Raw genomic sequence first — 23,144 nt, forward strand, 5'->3', positions numbered from 1 at the left:
TGGTTAAGGGGCGGGCTTTAGCCCGTCCCAGTGAACGGAGCGAACGGTTTGAACCTATTGTTAGAAGGTCACTCCTCGACTTGGCGTAAGGTATATTCAATTCTTGGGCCGCTGAATGCTCTAGTTGTTACCTTGAAGGTTCCACTGAGCGGAAGTGATTGCGTACCTGTTCCGCCGTAACTCCAGCGAAAAGTAGTCGGGTCAATTAATTCGATGCGTAAGGTGTCAAGACATTTGACCTTGGAAAGAATTTGTGGGGGAAAGCTGAGGCCTTGAGATTTCTCACTGTAGGTTGCACTTCTGAGGTCGGCGCTATCAAAGTCTTTCGAAAAAGTAGGCAAGCCGAATGAGTAGAAGGTGTTTCCATCGCCGCCTTCAGGGTGATCTGGTGTTTTCATATCACAAGCTTGGTGGATTAAATAATTAATCGGAAGAACTGTATCCATGGCAATGGATGAGTTTATAGTAACTTTTGCTCCATTGTTTCTGTCTAGGAAATCGCGGAACTTATCGATGTCCTCATATACAAGTGGAATCCACTCTTCGTCATATATTTCTGGCTCATTTGATAGGAGAAGTGAACCAAGCTCCTTGAGCGCAAGAATGGCACCGGCGAGAGCACCAATAGCTACCAGGGCCTTAGATATTTTCTTTGCTCTAGTTATTAGCGGGCTAGCCAATTATCAATGACCTTCTAACGATTAAGCTAAGGGGCCGGCTTCGCCGGTCCCAGCGAACGGAGTGAGCGCTTTGAGTGCTGTAATGGACTCTCCCCACGCCACACTCGAAGTACCGAGTGAAGCGTAGGAAGGAGATAGTCAATGAAGCGCATCGCAGTTGATTTGGCCAAGTCCGTTTACCAGGTTGCCGAGAGTGTCCGTGCCGGCGAGGTGATTCAGCGCAAGCGGCTGAGTCGTGAGGCATTTGGCCGATATGTACAGGAGCAGGGCGAACCTGTCGAGTGGGTGATGGAGGCGTGCGGCACGGCACATTACTGGGGGCGCTTGGCGCAGGCGCGCGGGCATCGGGTGATGCTGCTGCACCCGCGCTACGTGCGGCCGTATCGTCGGCGTAACAAGACGGATCGCAATGACTGCGATGCCATTCTGGAAGCGGCGCGTTGTGCCGGTATTCACCCAGTGCCGGTGAAAAGCCACGAGCAGCAGCAACTGCAACAGCTGCATAACCTGCGCGAGACCTGGAAGAGATCCCGCACTCAGCGGATCAACTTGCTGCGCGGGATTTTTCGCGAGATGGGCATCGAGGCGCCGGCTAGCACGGCGGCCTTTCTGCGTGCCGCCAGCGAGCTGCTGGAGCGCCCGGAAGTCAGCGCCCTGCGCGGTGCGCTGCAGGTGGTGCTGGGCGAGGTCAACCTGTACGAGCAATCGATGCACGAGTGCGAGGCGCAGTTGGCACGCTGGCATGTCGACGATGAAATCGTCCGCAAACTCGACGAAGTCAGCGGTATTGGCTTGCTGACAGCGAGTGCGCTGAAAACCGCAGTAGGCAGCCCGGAGCGCTTTGCCAATGGCCGCCAGCTCAGCGCCTGGCTGGGCATGACCCCGAGAGAGCACAGCAGCGGCGAGCGCCGCCAGTTGGGGCATATCAGCCGGCAGGGCAACACCTACGTGCGCACGTTGCTAATCCATGGTTCCCGCGCCGCCTTATTGGCCGCCCAGCGCTGCCAGGCCAAAACGCCCGAACGCATGACCGCGTTGCAGCGCTGGGCGACACAAACAGCGGCGCGCATTGGGCAGAACAAAGCGGCGGTGGCGTTGGCGAACAAGCTGGTGAGAATTTGCTGGGCCGTGTGGTGCCACGAACGGCGCTTCAGCGACAACTGGCAAAGCATGCCGCCCGCCTGACGGCGAGCGGGTAATCAATAGTGGTTGTGGTGGAGAGCAGCACTGTCGGAACGGGCGAGTCCTGCAGCGGAGCAAGGCCGATAACAATCATGATCCGCGTGATCGATTGAGCGCTTGGCCCCCGCTGCGCGAACTACAGAATGGCCAGGGTGTTGAACCCATAAAAAGGCCGGATATACGCATGCAACCGCACCGACGGCAGGGCAGATCAAAAGCTTTGCCCACTACTTGTGGGGAGAGTCCATATACGCATTGTTAGGCCCACGCCTAAGTTAAACCGCTCCGAGAGCGCCGGCTTGAGTGATTGGTTAGGCATCTTTCTTGGCAGCGCTATGCTTCCGGCGATATGCGCGGACTGCTTCAGATGATATTGCCAGAACAGATGACACCTTATAAGCGCTATAGACGCTAAGTAATCCAAAGGCAAAAGATGCAAGTATTGCCAATGATTGAGGGTTTAGCTTACATGTGGGGTCGAAGGAAGCCGCGCCGCACCAATTGTTCATTACTTCAGCCCACATTGGGCTAAGTAAAAACATAATGAATATCTGGAAGGAGAATATTGCCCCAACTCCGGCCTGGATAAATTTCAATATTAGTAGTGTTTCATTTTCTATAAGTTGTTCAATTTGTGCTTTCTTAGCGATCAATCTTTTTTCTTGGCGCAGCTTCATCGAACTCGAAAGGCTGGCAGCAAGCAACCCTATACGATCTTTTGCAAAACCGGCGATAACGCTTGCAACGATTGCAATGAAGAAGGCTGAGAACCACCACGATGGATCCTTCAGATTTTCTACGATGCCGCTCATGAGTAACTCCTGCTGCGATTTTGAGAAAGCCTAACTATAAGTAGGCGACATAAGTGGCGTAATGCGTTGCGCTACTTATGTTGGATAACGTTCCTTGTCATGCCTACATCGTTTTTTGCTTATAGGTTGTCGTGGGTAATACGACAGCTCCGAGCAGGCAAATACGACATGGGGCAGCAAGACCTGAAGTCGGGCATTCACCCGCGCTTTCGCCCCGACGCTACTGTTTCAGCGACCGTCTGTCCATCGGGCGGGGTAGGTGCAGCATCTGCTGTTGCAGCAGCCTGCGTTTCTCACAGGGGCAAAGGCCTGGTGCGAATTAGCTCCCCTCTCCCACTTGTGGGAGAGGGGCTGGGGGAGAGGGCAGGGCTGCAACGGCTTACTCCACCCCCGCCTGCCCCAACTGCCGCTGACAAAACTCGATAAACAGCTGCGCCGACTTGGTCGGCTGGGCGCGTTTGAGCCAGGCGGCGACCAGGCCGGAGCCGCTGACCGGCTCGACGATGTCCACCGTTACCACTTGCTTGCCGTCGTAGGTGCATTCCGAGTGCGGGCGGGTGACCAGCAGGGAGAAGCCGAAGCCCTGGCCGACCATGCCGCGCACCATTTCGATGGAGGGCGAGCTGAAGACGATATTGGGCGTCAGGCCCAGCTCTTCGAACAGGCTGACGAAGTAGGTGCGGCTCGGTTGCACGTCGAGCAGGATCATCGGTTCCAGGGCCAGGTCGCGCAGCGAGACCTGGGCCTGGGCGGCGAAGCGGTGGTCTGCCGGGAGCAGGGCGTAGGGTTTTTGCGGGGCCATCAGCGGTTCGCTGGCGATGGTCGCGTCGAGGTCGTGGTCGTAGAGGATGGCCAGGTCGAAACGCCCGGCGGTGAGGCCTTGCACCAGTTCCTGCTGCTCGCCGTCGCGCAGGCGGATTTCCACGCCGGGGTACTGGGCGTTGAAGCCGGCGATTAGCCGCGGCAGGTAGAGCGGGGCGACGGTCTCGAAGCAGCCGATGTCGATCTGCCCGGCCACCACGTCGTTGTCGGCCAGGGCGTTCTGTTCGAACTCGCGGGCCATGCGCAGCAGTTCCAGGGCTTTCTTGTAGAAGCGCGAGCCGCCGGGGGTGAGCGATACGCCCTGGGCGTGGTGGCGGATGAACAGTTGCAGGCCGAAGCTGTCTTCCAGGCCCTTGATCGCGGTGGAGATCGACGGCTGGGCGATGTACAGCTTGCGCGAGGCTTCGGCCACGCTGCCGCATTCCACGGTGGTGACGAAATACTTGAGCTGGCGCAGGGTGTAGGTGGCCATGGGGTCTCCGCGGTGGTCGGGCGCTGGGGAGAGGTTGGTGTTGCTGGCGGCCCTCTCCCCCGGCCCCTCTCCCACTGTTCCTAAAAAGAAAGGCGGAGAGGGGAGGGTTTAGCACTGTTCTGTGTATCGATTCTGTGTGCCCAACATACTCCAGCGCGGCCTGGGGCGGGCTTGGCGGCTGAGCAGTTTTTTCATGGGCTGCGAACATATATTTACTAATTTCCGAGTTTTCGCCCCTGGGACACCATCAGCCTCGACAACCACCCAGGCCGCCCTGCGCGGTCGGTATGAGGATCGAGGCGATGTTGCAACTCAGCGATTGGCAGCAACGGGCTGCCGCCCAGGGCTTTATCAGCGGTGCATGGATTGATGGCCAGGTGCGCGGCGCGCAATCCGGCGCCACCTTTGCCTCGGTCAACCCGGCCACCAACCAGTTGCTGGATCGGGTTGCCGCCTGCGATGCGGCGGATGTCGATGCCGCCGTGCGCAGTGCCCGCCGCGCTTTCGACCAGGGCCCCTGGGCGCGCATGGCGCCGCGTGAGCGCAAGCAGGTGCTGCTGCGTTTGGCCGAGCTGATCATGGCCAACCGCGAGGAACTGGCCCTGCTCGACTCGCTGAACATGGGCAAGCCGGTGATGGATGCCTACAACGTCGACGTGCCCGGCGCTGCCCAGGTCTTCGCCTGGTACGCCGAGAGCCTGGACAAGCTCTACGATCAGGTCGCCCCCACCGCCAGCGATGCACTGGCCACCATCACCCGCGAACCGCTGGGGGTGATCGGCGCCGTGGTGCCGTGGAACTTCCCCCTCGACCTGGCCGCCTGGAAGCTGGCTCCGGCCCTGGCTGCCGGTAACAGCGTGGTGCTCAAACCGGCCGAGCAGTCGCCGTTCTCCGCCCTGCGCCTGGCCCAGCTGGCCCTGGAAGCCGGCCTGCCGGCAGGCGTTTTGAACGTGGTGCCGGGCATGGGCGAGACCGCCGGCAAGGCCCTCGGCCTGCACATGGATGTGGACTGCCTGGCCTTCACCGGCTCCACCGAAGTGGGCAAGTACTTTATGGCCTACGCGGCGCAGTCCAACCTCAAGCAGGTGTGGCTGGAGTGCGGCGGCAAGAGCCCCAACCTGGTGTTCGCCGATTGCGGCGATCTCGACCTGGCCGCGGAGAAGGCCGCCTTCGGCATCTTCTTCAACCAGGGCGAAGTCTGCTCGGCCAACTCGCGCCTGCTGGTCGAGCGTTCGATCCACGACGAGTTCGTCGAGCGCCTGATCGCCAAGGCCGCCCAGTGGCAGCCCGGTGACCCGCTCGATCCGGCCAGCCGCATGGGCGCCATCGTCGAGACGCGCCAGGCCGAACGCATCATGGCCTTTATCGATCAGGCCCAGGGCGAGCGCGCGCGCCTGGTCTGCGGCGGCCAACGGCTGAGCTTCAACGGCTCGGACAATTTCATCCAGCCGACCATCTTCACCGGCGTCAGCGCCAACATGCGCCTGGCCCGTGACGAGGTGTTCGGCCCGGTGTTGGCGGTGACCGCCTTCGACGGCGAAGAGGAGGCCGTGCGCCTGGCCAACGACAGCCAGTACGGCCTGGCCGCCTCGCTGTGGACCGACAACCTGCACCGCGCCCACCGGCTGGCCCGCCGCCTGCGCGCCGGCACCGTATCGGTGAACACCGTGGATGCCCTCGACGTGTGCACCCCGTTCGGCGGCTGCAAGCAGTCCGGCTTTGGCCGCGACCTGTCGCTGCATGCCTTCGACAAGTACAGCCATTTGAAGACGACCTGGTTCCAGCTGCGCTCCTAAGCACCCTGGTGCTCAAGGGGCGCGGCATGTCCGCGCGAGCCACAACGCAAGTTCCACCTCGCACAACAATAAAATCGCAGGAGAACGCACCATGTACGATCCCGATATCACCCTCTCGCCCCCGCGGGCCGCGGGCGTCGAGGCCAAAGGCAAGTTCAGCAAGAGTCTGGGGCTCGGCGCCCTGTTGTCGGTCTCCATTGGCCTGGTGGTTTCCCAGGGCGTGATGGTGCTGATGCTGCAAGGCGCCGGCATCGCCGGGCCGGGCTTCCTCATCCCGTTGTTCATCGCCTTTCTGCTGGCGCTGAGCTACATCTTCTCCTTCGCCGAACTGTCGCTGATGATTCCTCGCGCCGGCAGCCTGAGCAGCTACACCGAGGTGGCCCTGGGGCATTTCCCGGCGATTGTCTCGACCTTCTCCGGTTACGTGGTGGTGGCGATGTTCGCCCTCTCGGCCGAACTGCTGCTGCTCGACCTGATCATCAACCAGGTCTATCCCGGCGTGTTCCCGCACATGAGCATCGCCTTCGGCGTGCTGGTGCTGTTCACCCTGCTCAACCTGCTCGGCATCGATATCTTCGCCCGCCTGCAGACCGCCCTGGCCACGATCATGGTGATCGTCCTGCTGGCCCTCGGCCTGGCCGCAGTCAGCGGCAGTGGTAGCGAGCCGGCGCTGAGCAGCAGCCTGCCGCAGGAGTGGAACCCGATGGGCGCTGGCGTGCTGACCCTGGTGGCGCTGGCCATCTGGGGCTTTGTCGGCGCCGAGTTCGTCTGCCCGCTGGTGGAAGAGTCGCGCCGCCCGGAGCGCAACATTCCCTGGGCGATGATCATCGGTGTCACGGTGATTTTCGTCACCATCGCCCTGTATGCCATCGGCGCGCTGTACTACGTGCCGCAGGACAAACTGGCCAGCGATGCGCTGCCGCACTTCCTGTATGCCACCGCGCTGTTCGGTGAAACCGGCAAGCATGTGCTGGTGATCGCTGCACTTACCGCCACCTGCAGCACCCTCAACACCTCGCTGGCGGCCATCCCGCGCATGCTCTACGGCATGGCGCAGAACGGCCAGGCCTTCCCGCAGTTCAAGCTGCTCAGTCGTGGCTTCAACACGCCCTGGGTGGCCGTGCTGTTCGTCGCCGCCATCACCGGTATTCCGGTGCTGTTCATGGGTGACAACCCTGGTGCGGTCAATCTGCTGCTGATCGCCGCGGCCATCGCCTGGTTGCTGGCCTACATCGTCTGCCACCTGGACGTGATCGCCCTGCGTCGCCGCTATCCGCACCTGGCGCGCCCGTTCAAGACGCCGTTCTACCCGCTGCCACAGCTGCTCGGCATCGTCGGCATGCTGGTGTCGATCTACTACGCCTCGCCGACCCCGGAGATGGCGTTCTCGATCTTCACCAGCGCCGGCGTGGTGCTGGGCCTGGTGTCGCTGATCGCCGTGGTGTGGATCAAACTGGTCATGCGCAAACCACTGTTCACCCCGGTGCCGCTGGACGAAGTTCTGGCGCGTAAATGAGTCATCCGCCGGGGTGTTGCGCCCCGGCCATTCAATAACATGTAAAACAGGCGAGGCCGCTGTCATGACACTCCCCCAGAACCCCACCCGCACCACCCGTGATTACCAGGCGCTGGATGCGGCCCACCACATCCACGCCTTTGTCGACCAGAAGGCGCTGAACGCCGAAGGGCCGCGCGTGATGGTGCGCGGCGAGGGCCTGCACCTGTGGGACAACGAAGGCAAGCGCTACCTCGACGGCATGTCCGGCCTGTGGTGCACCAACCTCGGCTATGGCCGCAAGGATCTGGCCGCCGCGGCCACCCGTCAGCTGGAGCGGCTGCCGTACTACAACATGTTCTTTCACACCACTCACCCGGCGGTGGTGGAGCTGTCCGAGCTGCTGTTCAGCCTGCTGCCCAGCCACTACAGCCACGCCATCTACACCAACTCCGGTTCCGAGGCCAACGAGGTGCTGATCCGCACCGTGCGCCGCTACTGGCAGATTCTCGGCAAGCCGCAGAAGAAGGTGATGATCGGCCGCTGGAACGGCTACCACGGCTCCACCCTGGGCAGCACCGCCCTCGGCGGCATGGGTTTCATGCACGAGATGGGCGGCATGCTGCCGGACTTCGCCCATATCGGTGAGCCGTACTGGTACGTCCAGGGTGGTGAGCTGTCGGAAGAGGAATTCGGCCTCAAGGCGGCCCGCGAGCTGGAAGCGAAGATCCTCGAGCTGGGTGCGGAGAATGTCGCTGCTTTCGTTGCCGAACCCTTCCAGGGTGCCGGCGGCATGATCTTCCCGCCGGCCAGCTACTGGGCGGAAGTCCAGCGCATCTGCCGTCAGTACGATGTGCTGTTGTGCGCCGACGAAGTGATCGGTGGTTTCGGCCGTACCGGCGAGTGGTTCGCCCACCAGCACTTCGGTTTTGAGCCGGACACCCTGACCATCGCCAAGGGCCTGACCTCGGGTTACATCCCCATGGGCGGCCTGGTGCTGAGCAAGCGCATGGCCGAGGTGCTGGTGGAGCAGGGCGGCGTGTTCGCCCATGGCCTGACCTACTCCGGGCACCCGGTGGCGGCGGCCGTGGCCATCGCCAACATCAAGGCGCTGCGTGACGAAGGCGTGGTCAACCAGGTCAAGAACGACAGCGGCCCGTACCTGCAGCAGTGCCTGCGCCAGGTGTTCGAGGGCCACCCGCTGGTCGGCGAAATCCAGGGCGCCGGCCTGGTCGCCGCCCTGCAGCTGTGCGAAGACAAACCCAGCCGCAAGCGTTTCGCCAACGAGACCGACATCACCTGGCGTTGCCGCACCATCGGCTTCGAGGAAGGCCTGATCATCCGCGCCACGGGCGGACGGATGATCATGGCGCCGGCCCTGGTGGCCACGCGCGGCGACATCGACGAGCTGGTCAGCAAGACCAAGCTGGCGCTGGATCGCACCGCCCAGGAGTTCGGTCGCCTGTAACGGCAACTGCAAGCAAGCTGGCCGCAACCCTTGGCGCCCCACCGGCGGCGCTAAGGGTTTTTTATTGGGCGCTGTCTGCACTGTAGGAGCCAGCTTGCTGGCGATTGCTCTGTGCCGGCCGCTGATCGCCAGCAAGCTGGCTCCTACATAAAGCGGGTGCGCCGTGCGCACCGAGGGCAGTGGCAACACATCGCGGCACAGCGTCTGGGTATGGGCAATTGGCCAGCGTGCCGCTTGTCGATTTCGTTCCCTCTGGTTCGACCAATAGGTAGGCTTTGGTGGGCTACCCTTGCCTGCCTCTGGCCGAACGAGACGTACCATGGACCTGGATTCCAAGCAGCTGGAACTGCACCTTGAGCGCCTGTACCGCGAGGAATCGCGGCGGGTGCTGGCGACTCTGATTCGCCTGCTCGGCGACTTCGATCTGGCCGAGGAGGCGCTGCACGAAGCCTTCCGCGCCGCCCTGGAACAGTGGCCTATCCAGGGTATGCCGGCCAATCCGCGCGCCTGGCTGGTCTCGGCCGGGCGCTTCAAGGCCATCGATCAGCTGCGCCGCCAGGCGCGCTTCCAGGCCCTGGAGGACAGCCCCGAACCGCTCGCCGAGGGCGAGGTCTGGGATGGCGAGCATCTGGAAGACGACCGCCTGCGCCTGGTGTTCACCTGTTGCCACCCGGCCCTGGCCTTCGAGGCCCAGGTGGCGCTGACCCTGCGCGAAGTCTGCGACCTCACCACCGAGGAAATCGCCCGCGCCTTTCTTGCCACGCCCAGCACCATCGCCCAGCGCATCGTGCGGGCGAAGAACAAGATCCGCGACGCGCGCATCCCCTACGAAGTGCCGGGGCGCAACGAGCTGGCCGAGCGCCTGCAGGCGGTGCTGCAGGTGGTCTACCTGGTGTTCAACGAAGGTTACTTCGCCAGCTCCGGCGCCGAGCTGACCCGCCAGCATCTGTCCGCCGAGGCCATCCGTCTCGGTCGCCTGCTGCTGGAGTTGCTGCCCGAGGCGGAAGTACAGGGTTTGCTGGCGCTGATGCTGCTGCACGAGTCGCGGCGCGCTGCGCGCAGTGATGCCGATGGCCTGCCGGTGCTGCTGGAGGAGCAGGATCGCGCGCTGTGGGATCGCACGCTGATCGCCGAGGGTGAGGCCCAGGTGCAGGCGGCGTTTGCCTCCGGCGAGATCGGTCCCTATTGCCTGCAGGCCGCCATCGCCGCAGTGCACGCCGAGGCGGCGAGCATGGCCGCGACCGACTGGACGCAGATCGTCGGCCTGTACGACGTGCTGCTGCGCGCCACGCCCTCGCCGGTGATCGAGCTCAACCGCGCCGTGGCCCTGGCCATGCGCGACGGCCCGCAGGTTGGTCTGCAGGTGATCGAGGCACTGCTGGCGCGCGGTGAGCTGGCCGACTACCACCTGGCGCATGCCGCCTGCGCCGATCTGAACCGGCGCCTGGGCCATTGGGCTGCGGCCCGCACGGCCTATCAGCGCGCCCTGCAACTGAGCCAGCAGGGCGCCGACCGGCAGTTTCTCGAACGGCGGCTGGCCGAGTTGCCGGCGATGTAGGAGCCAGCTTGCTGGCGATCGCTCTGTGCGGGCGCTGATCGCCAGCAAGCTGGCTCCTACATAAAACAGGGCAGCGGTCGTGGGCCGCTGAGAAATATTTTTCTGGACCTGTCGATCCGGCGTTGCGCCAGGCGACTAGTGGATAACCGCAGCGAAAAACGCTGCCAGGGAGGAGAGCGATGAAATACCTGTGCCTGATCTACAGCGACGAGAAACTGCTGCACAGCCTGCCGGAGAGCCCGCGCGACGGCGAGTGCCTCGACTACTTCCAGAGCGTGCAGCAAAGCGGCCGCATGCTCGCCGCCGAGCCGCTGGAACCGGTCGCCACGGCCACCACGGTGCGTGTGCGCGGCGGCAAGCTGAGCATCACCGACGGGCCGTTCGCCGAAACCAAGGAGCAGCTGGCCGGCTTCTACCTGATCGAGGCGCGCGACCTCAACGAGGCGCTGCAGATCGCCGGCGGCATCCCCGCGGCGCGGGTCGGCAGCGTCGAAGTGCGGCCGGTGCGTCAGCTGCAGCTCGAGGGCTGAGGCCGTGTGCCCGTTCTGTCTGGCCGCCCTGGTCGTGGGTGGTGCCAGTGTCGCCGGTGCCGGCGGTCTCGGCCTGTGGCTGGGCTGCCGCCGCGCGGCCACCAGGAGGAATAGCGATGAAACCTGAATACCCGAAAATCGCCAGCCGTGAACAATGGCTGGCCGCGCGCCTGGCCCTGCTGGAGCAGGAAAAGGCCCTGACCCATCAACGCGATGCGCTGAACGCCGCTCGCCGGCAGCTGCCGATGGTGGAGGTCACGGCGGACTACCGCTTCAATGGCCCGGATGGCGAGGTGCCGTTGCTCCAGCTGTTCGCCGGCCAGCGCCAGCTGATCGTCTACCACTTCATGTACCACCGCGACAAAGGCGAGGGCTGCCCCGGCTGCTCCTTCCTGGTCGACAACATCGGCCATCAGGCCCATCTGCAGGCGCGCGACACCCGCCTGGTACTGGTCTCGCGGGCGCCCCTGACCGAGCTGGAGGCCTTCAAACGGCGCATGGGCTGGACGTTGCCCTGGTACTCGTCGTTTGGTAGCCGCTTCAACTACGACTTCCATGTGACCATCGACGCGGCCGAGGCGCCGGTCGAGTACAACTACCGCGACCAGGCCGAGCTGCAGCACCTCGGGCAGCTGGAGAACACCAAGGGCGAGCTGCCCGGCGCCAGCGTGTTCCTGCGCGACGGCGAGCGGGTGTTCCACTGCTACTCCACCTATGGCCGCGGCCTGGACATGCTGATGAACACCTACCACTACCTCGACCTCACGCCGTTCGGCCGTGGCGAGGGCTGGGACGGCATGCCCGATCTGGACGGTAAGGGGCTGTTCTGGAACCAGCACAACGACCGCTATGGTGAGGTCCCGGTCGCCACGCATGACTGCTGCGCCTGAGCGCACAAGGAGAAAGAACATGAGCACCACGACCGAACTGCGCGGCCTGATCGACACCTGGGTCGCTGCCAACCTGGCGAAGAACCTGGACGCCATCATTGAGCACTACGCCGAGGATGTACTGGCCTTCGACGCCATCCTCCAGCTGCAATTCAAGGGCCGCGCCGCCTACCGGGCGCACTGGCAGATGTGCCTTGAGATGTGCGCCGGGCCGACCACCTTCGACGTGCGCGAGCTGCAGCAGGAAGCCAGCGGTGAGCTGGGCTTCGGCCACTTCCTCGCCTACTGCGCCGGTACCGACGCCGAGGGCAAGAGCCAGGGCTGCTGGCTACGGGTCAGCCAGGGCTACCGCAAGCAGGGCGGGCGCTGGCTGATCGCCCACGAACACTTCTCGGTGCCGTTCGATCCCGAGAGTGGACAGGCGCTGTTCGGCCTGGAGCCTTGATAAGGGGGCGCGAGTAGCCCGGATGCAATCCGGGGAAGGGGCATGCCGCGCTCCCGGATTGCTTGTCTCCCCTCTCCCACTTGTGGGAGACGACTGCAGGAATGCAGGAGGTAGGGTGACGCAGGACGCCAAAACCGAGGGGCCGGGGGAGAGGGAGTTGGCCAGCGCACCCTCTCCCCAGCCCTCTCCCGTGAACGGGAGAGGGGGCAAAAGCGCTCCGTACTGGCAAGTAGCCCGGATGCAATCCGGGGAAAGTGTGCGTGCCGGGCTCGCGGATTGCATCCGGGCTACACGGCGGTCAGGACTTAATAACTACACAAGGAGTAACCCATGACCCTGCTGATCTTCGTAGTACTGATCCTCGCCGGCCTGGCGGTGTTCATCGCCTCGCGCCCGGCCGATTTTCGCATCGAGCGCTCGGCGCTGATCCAGGCCGCACCGGATACGGTGTTCGCCTGGGTCAATGACTTCCACCGCTGGCACCAGTGGTCGCCCTGGGCCAAGCGCGACCCAGCAATGCAGGTCAGCTACGAGGGGCCGGCGAGCGGGGTGGGGGCGATCTATCGCTGGCTCGGCAACCGTGAAGTGGGCGAGGGCAGTTGCCGCATCAGTGCCAGCCAGCCCGGCGCGCTGGTGCGCATGGAGCTGCAGTTCATCAAGCCATTCCAGGCCGACAATGTCGCCGAGTTCCACTTCCAGCCCGAGGCGGCTGGCACGCGGGTGAGCTGGAGCATGAGCGGTAGGAACAACTTCGTCGGCAAGGCCATGGGCCTGCTGTTCAACATGGACAAGATGGTCGGCAAGGACTTCGACCAGGGTCTGGCCAGCCTCAAGGCACTGGCCGAGGGCGAAAAAACCTGACGCAGGCGCCAAGCTTGCCGAGCATGATCCACCGCTGCTGCTCTACAATCGCGCTTTTGCTGCCTGGCTAAGGAGTAACCGTGGAGTCGGTGATCGCGGTCGAAAACCTGAGCAAGACCTACGCGTCCGGCCATCCGGCGCTGAAACAGATCAATCTGCAGATCGACAAGGGCGAAATCTTCGCCCTGCTCGGCCCCAACGGCGCCGGCAAGACCACCCTGATCAGCATCATCTGCGGCATCGTCAATCCGGGCGCAGGCCAGGTGCGGGTGGCCGGTTATGACATCAAGGCCGACTACCGCGCGGCCCGCTCGCAGATCGGCCTGGTGCCGCAGGAGCTGGTCAACGACGTGTTCGAAACCGTCTGGGCGACGGTCAAATTCAGCCGCGGCCTGTTCGGCAAGAAGCCCAACCCGGCCTATCTGGAGCAGCTGCTGCGCGACCTGTCGTTGTGGGACAAGCGCGACGCGAAGATCTTCGAACTGTCCGGCGGCATGAAGCGCCGGGTGATGATCGCCAAGGCGCTGTCCCATGAACCGTCGATCCTGTTCCTCGACGAGCCCACCGCCGGGGTCGATGTGGAGCTGCGCCGCGACATGTGGAACATGGTGCGTCAGCTGCGCGAGCGCGGGGTGACCATCATCCTCACCACCCACTACATCGAGGAAGCCGAGGAAATGGCCGACCGCATCGGGGTGATCCGCAAGGGTGAGATCATTCTGGTGGAGGACAAGCATGTGCTGATGCACAAGCTCGGCAAGAAGCAGCTGACCCTGCAGCTCAAGCACCCGCTGGCGAGCATCCCCGCCGAGCTGGCCAGCTATGGCCTGGAGCTGGCCGACGCCGGCCACGCCCTGGTGTTCACCTTCGACGCCCAGCGCGAGCACACCGGCATCGCCGAGCTGCTCAAGGACCTGGCCCAGCACGGCATCGACTTCAAGGATCTGCAGTCCAGCGAGAGCTCCTTGGAAGATATCTTCGTCAATCTGGTTTCCGGCCGTTGAGCGCAAAGAGGAACGTATGAATTTTCACGCGATCAAGGCCATTTATTTATTCGAACTGGCGCGCACCTGGCGCACCCTGCTGCAGAGCATCGCCACCCCGGTGATTTCTACTTCGCTGTACTTCGTGGTGTTCGGCTCGGCCATCGGTTCGAGCATGACCGAGGTGCAGGGCGTCAGCTACGGCGCCTTCATCGTGCCGGGGCTGATCATGCTGGCGCTGCTCACCGAGAGCATTTCCAACGCCTCGTTCGGCATCTACATGCCGAAGTATTCGGGGACCATCTATGAGCTGCTCTCGGCGCCGATTTCCTACCTGGAGATCCTCATCGGCTTCGTCGGTGCGGCGGCCACCAAGTCGGTGATCCTCGGCCTGATCATCCTGGTCACGGCGCGCCTGTTCGTCGATTTCGAGATCGCCCATCCGCTGGTCATGGCGCTGTTCCTGGTTCTGACGGCGATCACCTTCAGCCTGTTCGGCTTCATCATCGGCGTGTGGGCCGATGGCTGGGAGAAGCTGCAGGTGGTGCCGGCGCTGATCGTCACGCCGCTGACTTTCCTCGGTGGCAGCTTCTACTCGATCAGCATGCTGCCGCCGCTGTGGCAGCAGGTGACCCTGTTCAACCCGGTGGTGTACCTGATCAGCGGCTTCCGCTGGAGCTTCTACGGGGTGTCCGATGTCAACGTGGCGGTCAGCCTGGGCATGACGCTGGGCTTCCTGCTGCTGTGCATCATCACCGTCGGCTGGATGTTCAAGACCGGCTATCGCTTGCGCCAGTAAGCGCTGGGTGGGTGGTGCGCTGTGTGGCCAGGCGCAGCCGGGCAGCATGGACCGCGCCTGCGTTGCCCCTTGCTGCAGTTACACATTCTGCTTCGGCTAAAGCCCCGTGGTCTTCGCTCGGGCTTCTTCCGGCACGCCCGCCGGCATCGTCAGCGGCGTGGCGAAATGCAGCGCGGTCATATACACGGAGCCGCTGTCCGGCTGGTTGAGCCCCGCCTGCACGCAGATGAAGTCGAAGACCTCGTCGGCCTGTTGCGCATCCACGACCACGCTCAACACCCGCGCCAGTGCGGCTTCCGGCACCTTGTCGCGCGGTGCCTTGGCTGCCTGCAGCACGGCCACGCCCCGGCAATGCACGCTGTGCGCCCGGGTGATGCCCCATTCCTCGCGCAGCATGCGCAGCACCTGGCGATCCATACCGTTGTCGGGCAACACGCAGGTGATGAGCTTGGCCGCTCCGCCCGGTATATCGATAGCCAGCCCGCTCACGAGGTGCTGCCCTTTTCCAGCATTTCGCGGGGGATGTAGGTGGCCACTTTCTCAACCGGTGTCGCATAGATCATGCCGCCGCCCGGAACATCCAGTCCGGCTGCGTGATAGATGGTTTCCATGAGGGCGTCCTGGTAGTCGGCAGCCACCAGCAGGCTGACCACTTCCTTCTCCGCATCGATGGCAATGCTGAGCAGGCCAAGACGCTCCCGGGGGCCGAAGCCGTTGGCGTGGTAGACGATCGCGCCTGGTGCGCCCATGCCCTGGGCTGCACGAATCACCAGATCGGCGCGCCCGGCGGCGACGATGCAGGTGATCAGTGCCACGTCGGTGAGGTAGGTAATGCCCTCCGGTTTCATCTTGAATCCCCCGTTGCCAGTAATTGATTCGCAGGCTGTGTGGTGGCGGCCTTGGCCTGCCGCCACATCTGAATACGGGCCCACTGTCCGAGCAGCATGACGCTGATGATGGGGCCGACCGAGGCCATGCTGAGAATGCCGAAGCCTTCGACGGCGTTGGTGGCATTGCCCAGCCCCAGGCCCATGGCCAGCACCAGCGGCACGGTGATCGGGCCGGTGGTCACCCCGGCGCTGTCCCAGGCCACGTTGACGAACTCTTCGCTGGAAAACATCGTCAGCACCGCGGCAAACAGATAGGGCGGCAGCACCAGCCAGACCAGGGGCAAGTCGAACACCAGCTTGGCCACCCCCACGGCGATGCCGCAGGCGACACCGATCGACACCGCGCGGATCAGGCTGCTCTTTCGGATAACCCCGCTGGTCAGGGTCTGCGCCGTGTCCCCCAGCGCATTCAGCGCGGGCTCCGCCACTGTGGCGCCGTAGCCGAGCAGCCAGGCGAAGGCCAGGGCCAGCACCAGTCCCACCTGGTAGAGGTAGAGGGGCGATTTTTCCGCGCCGGGAATCTGCATGAAGGCCGCCGGAATTAACGAACCGGCACTGCCGCCCAGCTTGGACAGGCCGTAGGTCAGACCGAGGTTGAATACGCACATGCCCACCACGGTCAGGGCAATGCCCAGGAGGATCTCGTTGCGCCGCGGCAGGCTCTGGCGCAGCAGCAGCTTCAGCACCAGCAGCAGGAAGATCACCAGGGGCACGATGGCACGCACCCCCGAGACGATCTCCAGGCCGGGGCTGACGCTGTACCAGGCGGCCGCCTCTTGTCCGGCGCCGGCCGCAGCCTGCGCCACCGCGATGATCTCGGCCGGCGTGGCGCTGGCCGCCACGTACAGGGTCAGCAGCATGACCCCGATCACCGGGAACAGCGAGGCCAGGGTGACGATGCCGAAGCCGGACAGCCCCGAGCCGCCCTTGCCGGCCGCCGCTGCGATGCCGATGCCCAGCGCCAGCACCAGCGGTACCGTGACCGGCCCGGTGGTGACCGCGCCGGCGTCCCAGGCCAGGCCGATCACCTTCGCCAGCTCCGGGTCCTGGGCCATGTACACGGTCAGCAGCAGCACAGGCAGCAGTGCTGCATAGATCAATGGCTTCAGGCTCCAGCCATAGAGGAAGCGCAGCGTGCCCGTTACCGCGGCCAGGCCGACGCTGGCGCCGACCACCAGCACCAGTTCACTGGTCCACTGGTTGAGGATCACCCAGAGGTAGGGCGCACGCTGCGCAGAGACATTCTGCCCGGCGGCGCGCAGCGCGCCGATGGCGGGCTCGGCGAAGGTCACGCCAATCCCGAGTAGCAGGATAACCAGCAGGACGACGGGCAGGGACGACTTGCGCGGCAGGTTGTTGCCGATGATTTCGCCGAAGGGCATCAGGCCGAGTTTCAGCCCCTCCATAAACAGCATCAGCCCGACGATCACCGCGAACAGGCCGCCCGCGACCAGCAGCGAGTCTTCCACCAACTGGCGCAGGATGATGATCTGGAACAGCGCCAGGTACAGCGCCAGCGGAACCACGGCGCGCAGCTGTTCCATCAGGCGGATATTGATATAGGGCTTGAGGACGGCGACGACCTCATCCCTGTGCAGTTTCGCGGCTTGGTAGGGCGCTGCTCGCCAGCGTCCGTCGGCATCGCGAACCGGTGCGGAGGTCAATTCGCGCAGGGGGATTTCGCGGCGCCCTGCGCCGATCGTGCGCAGGTAGTCGGCATATCGAATGGCGTCTTTCATGCGCTCAACTGCTCCGGTTGGGCTGCCAGCAGACAGTCTGCCAGTGCTGCGGTTCTGGCCAGAAGACTAAGGGGCTTTTCCAGTCGCGTCCAACCCGCTCACCAAGCCGGGGCGATCGCCGCGGCGACCTTGAGTCCGCCGGGCATGATGCCTTCGTTGCGGCAGCCGGCGGCGACGCAGTCTTGCATCACTTGCCAGATATTCAGCAACCGGGCGCGGGTTTTCGCCTCCGGGCACCAGGCAGCCTCGTTGGCCAGCATCAGCTGGCTTGATCGGCAGGCCGTGCTCGCTGCGCATGCGGTAGTAGCGGCGTAGAGCACGGAGCTTTCATATCGCGTTTTGTTCCGATTCATTCGGGTTGGTAGGCCATCATTAACTTGACCCCGGTCCGCAGAGTGGAGTGGTAGCCAGGCTGGGTATAGCAACCCTGCTGAATAGGAATCGGCAACCATGGCTCAGCCAACCTGCTTTCCCAAGAGGCCAGCATCCTCTCGTGTTTCCGCTGCATCTACCTGCGCGTTTCTGTCTTTTGCTGGCGGGCGTTACGGCATTTGTCCAGAGCGGGCCAATGCCACGCCATCCGATTCAAGGACGAAGCGTTTCCACAGGGTCAAGTGGGCAAGCGGCGGGGCGCTGCTGTTGGCTGCCGCCCTGGGCCTGCCGGGATGCACGCCCAACTCCAATACCGGCACCACCAATGTCATCACCGACATCTCCTTCGGTGGCCGAACCCATCGCCCGAGTGATTGCTTCAGTGATGAGCCGTCCAACCCGCCGCGGAATTGCTCCGCCGCTGAGCTCGAGTCCCTGCGCTTCGCCGAACTGGGTACGGAAATCAATGCGAGCCCCCTCGGTGCCGGTAGTTGTAGGCAGGCTTCGATTAACTTTGGCGATGGGAGCCCGACGCAGGTCTTCTTCAATCAGCGCCTGGATGGGCTGTTTCTCGTTAACCACACTTACAACGGCTGGCCCGGCAAGAAGCTGGTCCGGGTCAACAGCCAGGTCGACTGCCTGGGCAGCGTGGATAAAGAGATCTCGGTGGGGATCGGCCCCGGTGGCCGCGAGGATTTCAGATTCGGCTTCTGCGTCGGTCCGCAGTGCCCTGTGCCGGTCACCACCACGCTGTGCATTCCCGTCGTGTCGCCAGCGGGCCCCATGCCAGATATCCGTAGGGGCAGCGGCGTGCGCATCATCACCAATGGCCGCACGATCGATTACGGCTCTGGTCATGTTTTCGACGCCAGTGGCGACCCGTCGGTGGTCACCCCGGCCGGCTATCGCTTTCCTGATCGCAGGAAGTTCTCGCTGGTGTACCGCCTTGGCTCCCAGAGTATCCAGGGCGAGGCCGGCTCGGTGACTTTCATCGCGGATCAAACGGCCCCGTTGGAGATATGCATGAACGATAACCCCGGCCTGCTGACGGACAACCGCGGCAACATGCTGCTCACCATTACCGTGAACGAGCGCAGCGCCCAATGACCGCCCGCATGCGCTCAGGCCTTGCGAGCTGGGAGCAGGCCTGAGGGCGATAGGTAGGCGTCTTGCGGCGCGTGGCAGCGGTTCTGGCGGGTGGTCAGCACTCGATGATATTCACCGCCAAGCCGCCGCGCGCCGTCTCCTTGTACTTGCTCTTCATGTCCGCGCCGGTGTCGCGCATGGTGCGGATCACCCGGTCTAGGGAGATGAAGTGCTGGCCATCGCCGCGCAGGGCCATGCGCGCGGCGTTGATTGCCTTGATCGAGCCCATCGCGTTGCGCTCGATGCAGGGCACCTGAACCAGCCCGCCGACCGGGTCGCAGGTCAGCCCGAGGTTGTGCTCCATGCCGATCTCGGCGGCGTTCTCCACCTGCTGGATGGTGCCGCCGAGCACCTCGCACAGGGCGCCGGCGGCCATCGAACAGGCCACGCCGACTTCACCCTGGCAGCCGACTTCGGCACCGGAGATTGAGGCGTTCTCTTTATAGAGGATGCCAATGGCGGCGGCGGTGAGCAGGAAGCGCACCACGCCATCGTCGCTGGCGCCGGGGACGAAGCGCCGGTAGTAGTGCAGTACCGCCGGGACGATGCCGGCCGCGCCGTTGGTGGGCGCGGTGACCACGCGGCCGCCGCTGGCGTTTTCCTCGTTTACGGCCAGGGCGTAGAGGTTGACCCAGTCCATCACCGTCAGCGGGTCGCGCAGGCTGGCTTCCGGATTCTCGCTGAGCTGGCGCTGCAGGGCGGCGGCGCGGCGGCGCACCTTGAGCCCGCCGGGCATGATGCCCTCGTTGCGGCAGCCGGCGGTGACGCAGTCCTGCATCACCTGCCAGATCTTCAGCAGCCCGGCGCGGGTTTCCGTCTCCGGGCGCCAGGCCGCCTCGTTGGCCAGCATCAGTTGGCTGATCGACAGGTGGTGCTCGCTGCACAGGGCCAGCAGCTGCTTGGCGCTCTTGAACGGGTAGCTCAGTGGAGTCTGGTCTTCGACGATGCGATCGAGGCCGGCGGCCTCTTCATCGACCACGAAGCCGCCACCCACCGAGTAGTACTCGCGCGAGCGGATCTGCAGGCCGGCGGCGTCGAAGGCGCGGAAGATCATGCCGTTGGGATGGAAGGCCAGGGGCTTGCGGATCAGCGCCAGGTGTTCCTTCTCGACGAAACGGATGCGTCGCTCGCCGCCGAGGTTCAGCTCGCCGCTGGCGCGGATCGCCGCCAGGCGCGGTTCGATGGAGGTGGTGTCGACGCTGTCCGGTTGCTCGCCTTCCAGGCCGAGCAGCACCGCCTTGTCACTGCCGTGGCCCTTGCCGGTGGCACCGAGCGAACCATATAGCTCGACCTTGAGAGTGACCGTGGCGCTCAGCAATTGTTCGCGCTTGAGTCCTTCGACGAAGCGCGCGGCGGCGCGCATGGGCCCGACCGTGTGCGAGCTGGAGGGGCCAATGCCGATCTTGAACAGGTCGAATACGCTGAGGGCCATGCCGTGCTCCTGTGACTGATTAGTCAGAAGCTTACACCCGCTGGCGCGGCCCTTAGGTCGAGGAAGCGACTCGCAGTTGCCTTTCCTCGCCGGCTGTACGGCTCAATCGCTGAGTAGGCGCCCGCTGCGGATCGCTGTGGCGCCAGCAACCTTGGCCAGCCACAGGCCGGGCTGGGCGAAGCGCAGGCGTTCACGGGCGTAAAGCACACCGTCGGTAGTGGCGCGCACCAGGCTGCGACGGTCACTGAGTGGGTCGATCACCTCGAACAACGGGTCGCCGCAGTTGACCTGGGCGCCCAGCGGTTGCAGAAAACTGACCACGCCAGGATGTGGCGCATACGCATATTGCGCGCCGGCAAAGGGCGTGGCGCTGCAATCAAGAGCGGGGGCGGGGGGCCAGTCGCCCGCCAGCAGGCCCTGGTCGGCGAGGAAGGCGAGGATGGCTTCGGCATCCTGTTCGGCGCGCTGCGCTTCGGTATCGGCCATGCCGCCCAGCTCGATGGTGGTGGTCAGGCAGGCCAGTGGCACGGGCTTGCCGGGAAAGGCTTCGGCCAGTTGCAGCCAGGGCGCTGCGCAGGCCTCGTCGAAGGACTGGCCGCCGGAGTCTTCGGCGAGCAGCACGGCCCTGGCCTCCAGGCGTGCGGCCAAACCCTGCAGTTGCGGCCAGAGCTGTGGCAGGGCATAGAGCAGCATGACCGATTCGAAGTCGCAGTGCAGGTCGAGCACCACGTCGGCGTCGCAGGCGTGTTGCAGCAACAGGCGCTGCAGGCCATCGAGCTGGCTGGCCGGCTCGGGCAAGGCGGCCAGGGCGCTACGCATGGCCTGGCGGATCAGGGCGACGTTGCCGCTGGCGCTATCGCCCAGTTGCTCCTGCAGGTGGTGCTGCAGCAAAGCGGCGAGGTTGGGAAAGTCGCGGTTGAAGTTCTTGCCGCTGGAGAAATCGAAGCGGCCCTGATGGGTGGCCTGGAACATCTGGGCCAGGCCGATGGGGTTGGCGGCGGGAACCAGCTCGATCACCCCGCGCAGCTGTCCATTGGCCTCCAGCTCCTGCAGGCGCCGCTTGAGCTCCACGGCTACGCGCATGCCCGGTAATTCATCGGCATGCAGGGCCGCCTGGATATAGGCCTTGCGCGGGCCATTACCAAAGCGGAAGACCGACAAGGTGCGTTGTGTGCCGAGGCCGCTCCAGGGGAGTGGGTGTTCGATGTGCTGCATAAAACGTCCTTCACCATAGGCAGATGCTGAAGTGTACCCGGCGCAGGGATGTGTGCGGGGCATGGGTGACGCTGGCCGAATTGTTGCTGCAATCCTTGGATATTTCCTGGTTGTCCGATTGGTCAGGATATGAATTTTTGTAGGGGAATGGTTTTGTGCGGGTTGGCGCGCATGCTGATTTGCGCCACACTTTTTCCGGCAGTCGAGACATTTAGGCGCATGATGGCTGCGTAAAAGCCCAGGTCGCGTATCAGTAACTGGCTGATTGCCATCACCTGCGCCATCCAGCAGGATCGCCGCCCTCGCCGTGCCTGGTGCAACCAGTAGCGGCACGCGAAACGTACCCAACCAGGGAGAGGTGGTACCCGATATTGCAGGGGCAGAAGACCCCGTCTGAGGAGTTAGCACATGCCCGCGCGGGTTGTATTGGTCGATGATCACGAATTGGTCAGAGCTGGGATTCGTTCGCTGTTGCTGGAAGCTGGTTACGAAGTGGTTGCCGAGGGCAGTGATGGCGACCAGGTCGAGGCGCTGGTGGAGACGCATCGTCCGGACGTGCTGCTGCTCGACCTGACCATGCGCCGCTGCTCCGGTCTGGAAGCCCTGAGCACCGTGCGTTCGCGCTGGCCAGAGCTGCCGGTGATCCTGCTGTCGATGCACGACACCCGCGACTATGTGATCAAGGCCATGCAGATGGGCGCCTCGGGCTACCTGCTCAAGGATGCTGCCGTGATCGAGCTGCAACTGGCCCTGCAGGCCGTGCTCGATGGTCATCGCTACCTCAGCCCACGGGTGGCGGGGCAGGTGATCGATGCCGCGGCCGGGGTGACCGAGGAAACGCCGCTGGAGCTGCTGACCAATCGCCAGCAGGAGGTGCTGTACTGGCTGGCCAAGGGCAAGAGCAACAAGGAAGTAGCCTTTATCCTCAACCTCAGCGTGAAAACCGTTGATACCCACCGCGCGCAGATCATGGACCGCCTGGCGATCCGCGATCTGGCGGGTCTGGTGATGTATGCCCTGCGCCGCGGCATCATCAAACTGGACGAGTGAATCCTCGTTCACTGGCTAGGTATTACTACTTAGGCGCTCTCGCCAAATCACTGATAAGGATTTTGGCGCCAATTTAATAAGCTCCGGCAGGTATTTACGGTGATGGCAGCTTGCCACCCGCCGTCGGCCAAAATCTCAGCTACCGTTAATCTCAGTGAGTCGGCCTTCCCGCTTCAGTGGCGGGTAGGCTGTGGCCAGAACATAACAATAAAAGAGGGGCGCTCGAACCCCTCTCTGCTGCCTGGAGAACCATCCATGGTCACGAGTTCGCGGCTAGTCGCCCATGCCCCGCGTTCCTGGCTGATTGCCGGCGTTCTGTTGATTCCAGTTGTCTGTGTGCTGCTGGCCGCTACCTGGTGGCACGGTGCACTGGCGGCTGGTTTGCTGCTGATCTGGCTGTGGTTGTTCCTCAACCGCCCGGCCTTGGCTCAGGGACCGGTAGTCGAAGACTCGGCGCCGGCCCTGGCGCAGACCCAGGCCAGCCTGGTGGCGCTGCGCGACCTGCTG

The 23,144-nt window shown here is 63.8% G+C and carries 23 protein-coding genes and 1 pseudogene; 14 read left to right on the plus strand and 10 right to left on the minus strand.

Annotation, left to right across the window (positions count from 1 at the left end; all coding sequences use genetic code 11):
* Positions 1-68: 68 nt before the first annotated feature.
* Positions 69-680: a hypothetical protein gene (locus LRS11_RS09810; protein ID WP_260496630.1), complete on the minus strand. Its 612-nt coding sequence runs from the start codon at positions 678-680 to the stop codon at positions 69-71.
* 141 nt (positions 681-821) lie between these two features.
* On the opposite strand from LRS11_RS09810, the gene LRS11_RS09815 reads away from it, so the two are divergent.
* Positions 822-1,865, plus strand: a complete 1,044-nt coding sequence (locus tag LRS11_RS09815) for an IS110 family transposase (RefSeq protein WP_260496631.1) — start codon at positions 822-824, stop codon at positions 1,863-1,865.
* A gap of 308 nt (positions 1,866-2,173) precedes the next feature.
* Here the strand turns inward: LRS11_RS09815 and LRS11_RS09820 are convergent, their stop codons facing one another.
* On the minus strand, positions 2,174-2,674 hold the full coding sequence (locus LRS11_RS09820; protein ID WP_260496632.1) for a hypothetical protein: 501 nt from the start codon (positions 2,672-2,674) through the stop codon (positions 2,174-2,176).
* 379 nt (positions 2,675-3,053) lie between these two features.
* Positions 3,054-3,968 (minus strand): LysR family transcriptional regulator, encoded by a 915-nt coding sequence (locus LRS11_RS09825; RefSeq protein ID WP_260496633.1) that lies wholly within the window; start codon positions 3,966-3,968, stop codon positions 3,054-3,056.
* Positions 3,969-4,270: 302 nt separating this feature from the next.
* Here LRS11_RS09825 and LRS11_RS09830 point away from each other — a divergent pair, with 302 nt between their 5' ends.
* From LRS11_RS09830 to LRS11_RS09880, 11 genes are all read left to right on the plus strand, one after another.
* Positions 4,271-5,764 carry an aldehyde dehydrogenase gene (locus tag LRS11_RS09830; RefSeq protein ID WP_260496634.1) on the plus strand — a complete coding sequence of 498 codons (1,494 nt, stop codon included), beginning with the start codon at positions 4,271-4,273 and terminating at the stop codon, positions 5,762-5,764.
* A gap of 91 nt (positions 5,765-5,855) precedes the next feature.
* Complete coding sequence (locus tag LRS11_RS09835) at positions 5,856-7,280, plus strand: APC family permease (protein WP_260496635.1); 1,425 nt, start codon at positions 5,856-5,858, stop codon at positions 7,278-7,280.
* A 64-nt stretch (positions 7,281-7,344) separates the two neighbouring features.
* Entirely contained in the window at positions 7,345-8,727 is a 1,383-nt protein-coding gene (locus LRS11_RS09840) for an aspartate aminotransferase family protein (protein ID WP_260496636.1), read from the plus strand.
* 319 nt (positions 8,728-9,046) lie between these two features.
* Entirely contained in the window at positions 9,047-10,285 is a 1,239-nt protein-coding gene (locus LRS11_RS09845; protein WP_260496637.1) for an RNA polymerase sigma factor, read from the plus strand.
* 179 nt (positions 10,286-10,464) lie between these two features.
* On the plus strand, positions 10,465-10,815 hold the full coding sequence (locus LRS11_RS09850) for a YciI family protein (RefSeq protein WP_260496638.1): 351 nt from the start codon (positions 10,465-10,467) through the stop codon (positions 10,813-10,815).
* 4 nt (positions 10,816-10,819) lie between these two features.
* Complete coding sequence (locus LRS11_RS09855; RefSeq protein ID WP_260496639.1) at positions 10,820-10,942, plus strand: hypothetical protein; 123 nt, start codon at positions 10,820-10,822, stop codon at positions 10,940-10,942.
* Positions 10,932-11,705 carry a DUF899 domain-containing protein gene (locus LRS11_RS09860; protein ID WP_260496640.1) on the plus strand — a complete coding sequence of 258 codons (774 nt, stop codon included), beginning with the start codon at positions 10,932-10,934 and terminating at the stop codon, positions 11,703-11,705. Before LRS11_RS09855 ends, LRS11_RS09860 begins: the two co-directional genes overlap by 11 nt.
* A 19-nt stretch (positions 11,706-11,724) precedes the next feature.
* Positions 11,725-12,150, plus strand: coding sequence for a YybH family protein (locus LRS11_RS09865; protein WP_260496641.1), 426 nt, complete (start codon positions 11,725-11,727; stop codon positions 12,148-12,150).
* Between the two features lie 330 nt (positions 12,151-12,480).
* Positions 12,481-13,011: an SRPBCC family protein gene (locus tag LRS11_RS09870; RefSeq protein ID WP_260496642.1), complete on the plus strand. Its 531-nt coding sequence runs from the start codon at positions 12,481-12,483 to the stop codon at positions 13,009-13,011.
* An 80-nt stretch (positions 13,012-13,091) separates the two neighbouring features.
* Entirely contained in the window at positions 13,092-14,015 is a 924-nt protein-coding gene (locus LRS11_RS09875) for an ABC transporter ATP-binding protein (RefSeq protein WP_260496643.1), read from the plus strand.
* 16 nt (positions 14,016-14,031) lie between these two features.
* A complete protein-coding gene (locus LRS11_RS09880; RefSeq protein ID WP_260496644.1) occupies positions 14,032-14,793 on the plus strand; it encodes an ABC transporter permease in 762 nt (253 codons plus the stop codon).
* 96 nt (positions 14,794-14,889) lie between these two features.
* Here LRS11_RS09880 and LRS11_RS09885 read toward each other — a convergent pair whose 3' ends face one another.
* The 4 genes and pseudogenes from LRS11_RS09885 to LRS11_RS09900 form a co-directional block, all read right to left on the minus strand.
* Positions 14,890-15,282 (minus strand): hypothetical protein, encoded by a 393-nt coding sequence (locus LRS11_RS09885; RefSeq protein WP_260496645.1) that lies wholly within the window; start codon positions 15,280-15,282, stop codon positions 14,890-14,892.
* A complete protein-coding gene (locus LRS11_RS09890; protein WP_260496646.1) occupies positions 15,279-15,641 on the minus strand; it encodes a P-II family nitrogen regulator in 363 nt (120 codons plus the stop codon). Before LRS11_RS09890 ends, LRS11_RS09885 begins: the two co-directional genes overlap by 4 nt.
* Positions 15,638-17,422: a DUF1538 domain-containing protein gene (locus LRS11_RS09895; RefSeq protein ID WP_260496647.1), complete on the minus strand. Its 1,785-nt coding sequence runs from the start codon at positions 17,420-17,422 to the stop codon at positions 15,638-15,640. Before LRS11_RS09895 ends, LRS11_RS09890 begins: the two co-directional genes overlap by 4 nt.
* Positions 17,423-17,547: 125 nt before the next feature.
* Positions 17,548-17,691, minus strand: a pseudogene (locus LRS11_RS09900) (L-serine ammonia-lyase); the annotation flags it as partial.
* A gap of 370 nt (positions 17,692-18,061) precedes the next feature.
* On the opposite strand from LRS11_RS09900, the gene LRS11_RS09905 reads away from it, so the two are divergent.
* The gene (locus LRS11_RS09905) at positions 18,062-18,901 is read left to right on the plus strand and encodes a hypothetical protein (protein ID WP_260496648.1); all 840 of its coding nucleotides are present in this window, start codon (positions 18,062-18,064) and stop codon (positions 18,899-18,901) included.
* Between the two features lie 94 nt (positions 18,902-18,995).
* Here LRS11_RS09905 and LRS11_RS09910 read toward each other — a convergent pair whose 3' ends face one another.
* The 3 genes from LRS11_RS09910 to LRS11_RS09920 all read right to left on the minus strand — a co-directional run bounded on the left by LRS11_RS09910 (position 18,996) and on the right by LRS11_RS09920 (position 21,871).
* Entirely contained in the window at positions 18,996-20,372 is a 1,377-nt protein-coding gene (locus LRS11_RS09910; protein ID WP_260496649.1) for an L-serine ammonia-lyase, read from the minus strand.
* A gap of 102 nt (positions 20,373-20,474) precedes the next feature.
* Positions 20,475-21,587 (minus strand): succinylglutamate desuccinylase/aspartoacylase family protein, encoded by a 1,113-nt coding sequence (locus LRS11_RS09915; protein ID WP_260496650.1) that lies wholly within the window; start codon positions 21,585-21,587, stop codon positions 20,475-20,477.
* A 122-nt stretch (positions 21,588-21,709) separates the two neighbouring features.
* Positions 21,710-21,871: a hypothetical protein gene (locus tag LRS11_RS09920; RefSeq protein ID WP_260496651.1), complete on the minus strand. Its 162-nt coding sequence runs from the start codon at positions 21,869-21,871 to the stop codon at positions 21,710-21,712.
* 124 nt (positions 21,872-21,995) lie between these two features.
* On the opposite strand from LRS11_RS09920, the gene LRS11_RS09925 reads away from it, so the two are divergent.
* Positions 21,996-22,637: a response regulator transcription factor gene (locus LRS11_RS09925; RefSeq protein ID WP_260496652.1), complete on the plus strand. Its 642-nt coding sequence runs from the start codon at positions 21,996-21,998 to the stop codon at positions 22,635-22,637.
* Positions 22,638-23,144: the final 507 nt, after the last annotated feature.

The organism is Pseudomonas sp. J452 (assembly GCF_024666525.1).
Classification (GTDB): Bacteria; Pseudomonadota; Gammaproteobacteria; order Pseudomonadales; family Pseudomonadaceae; genus Aquipseudomonas.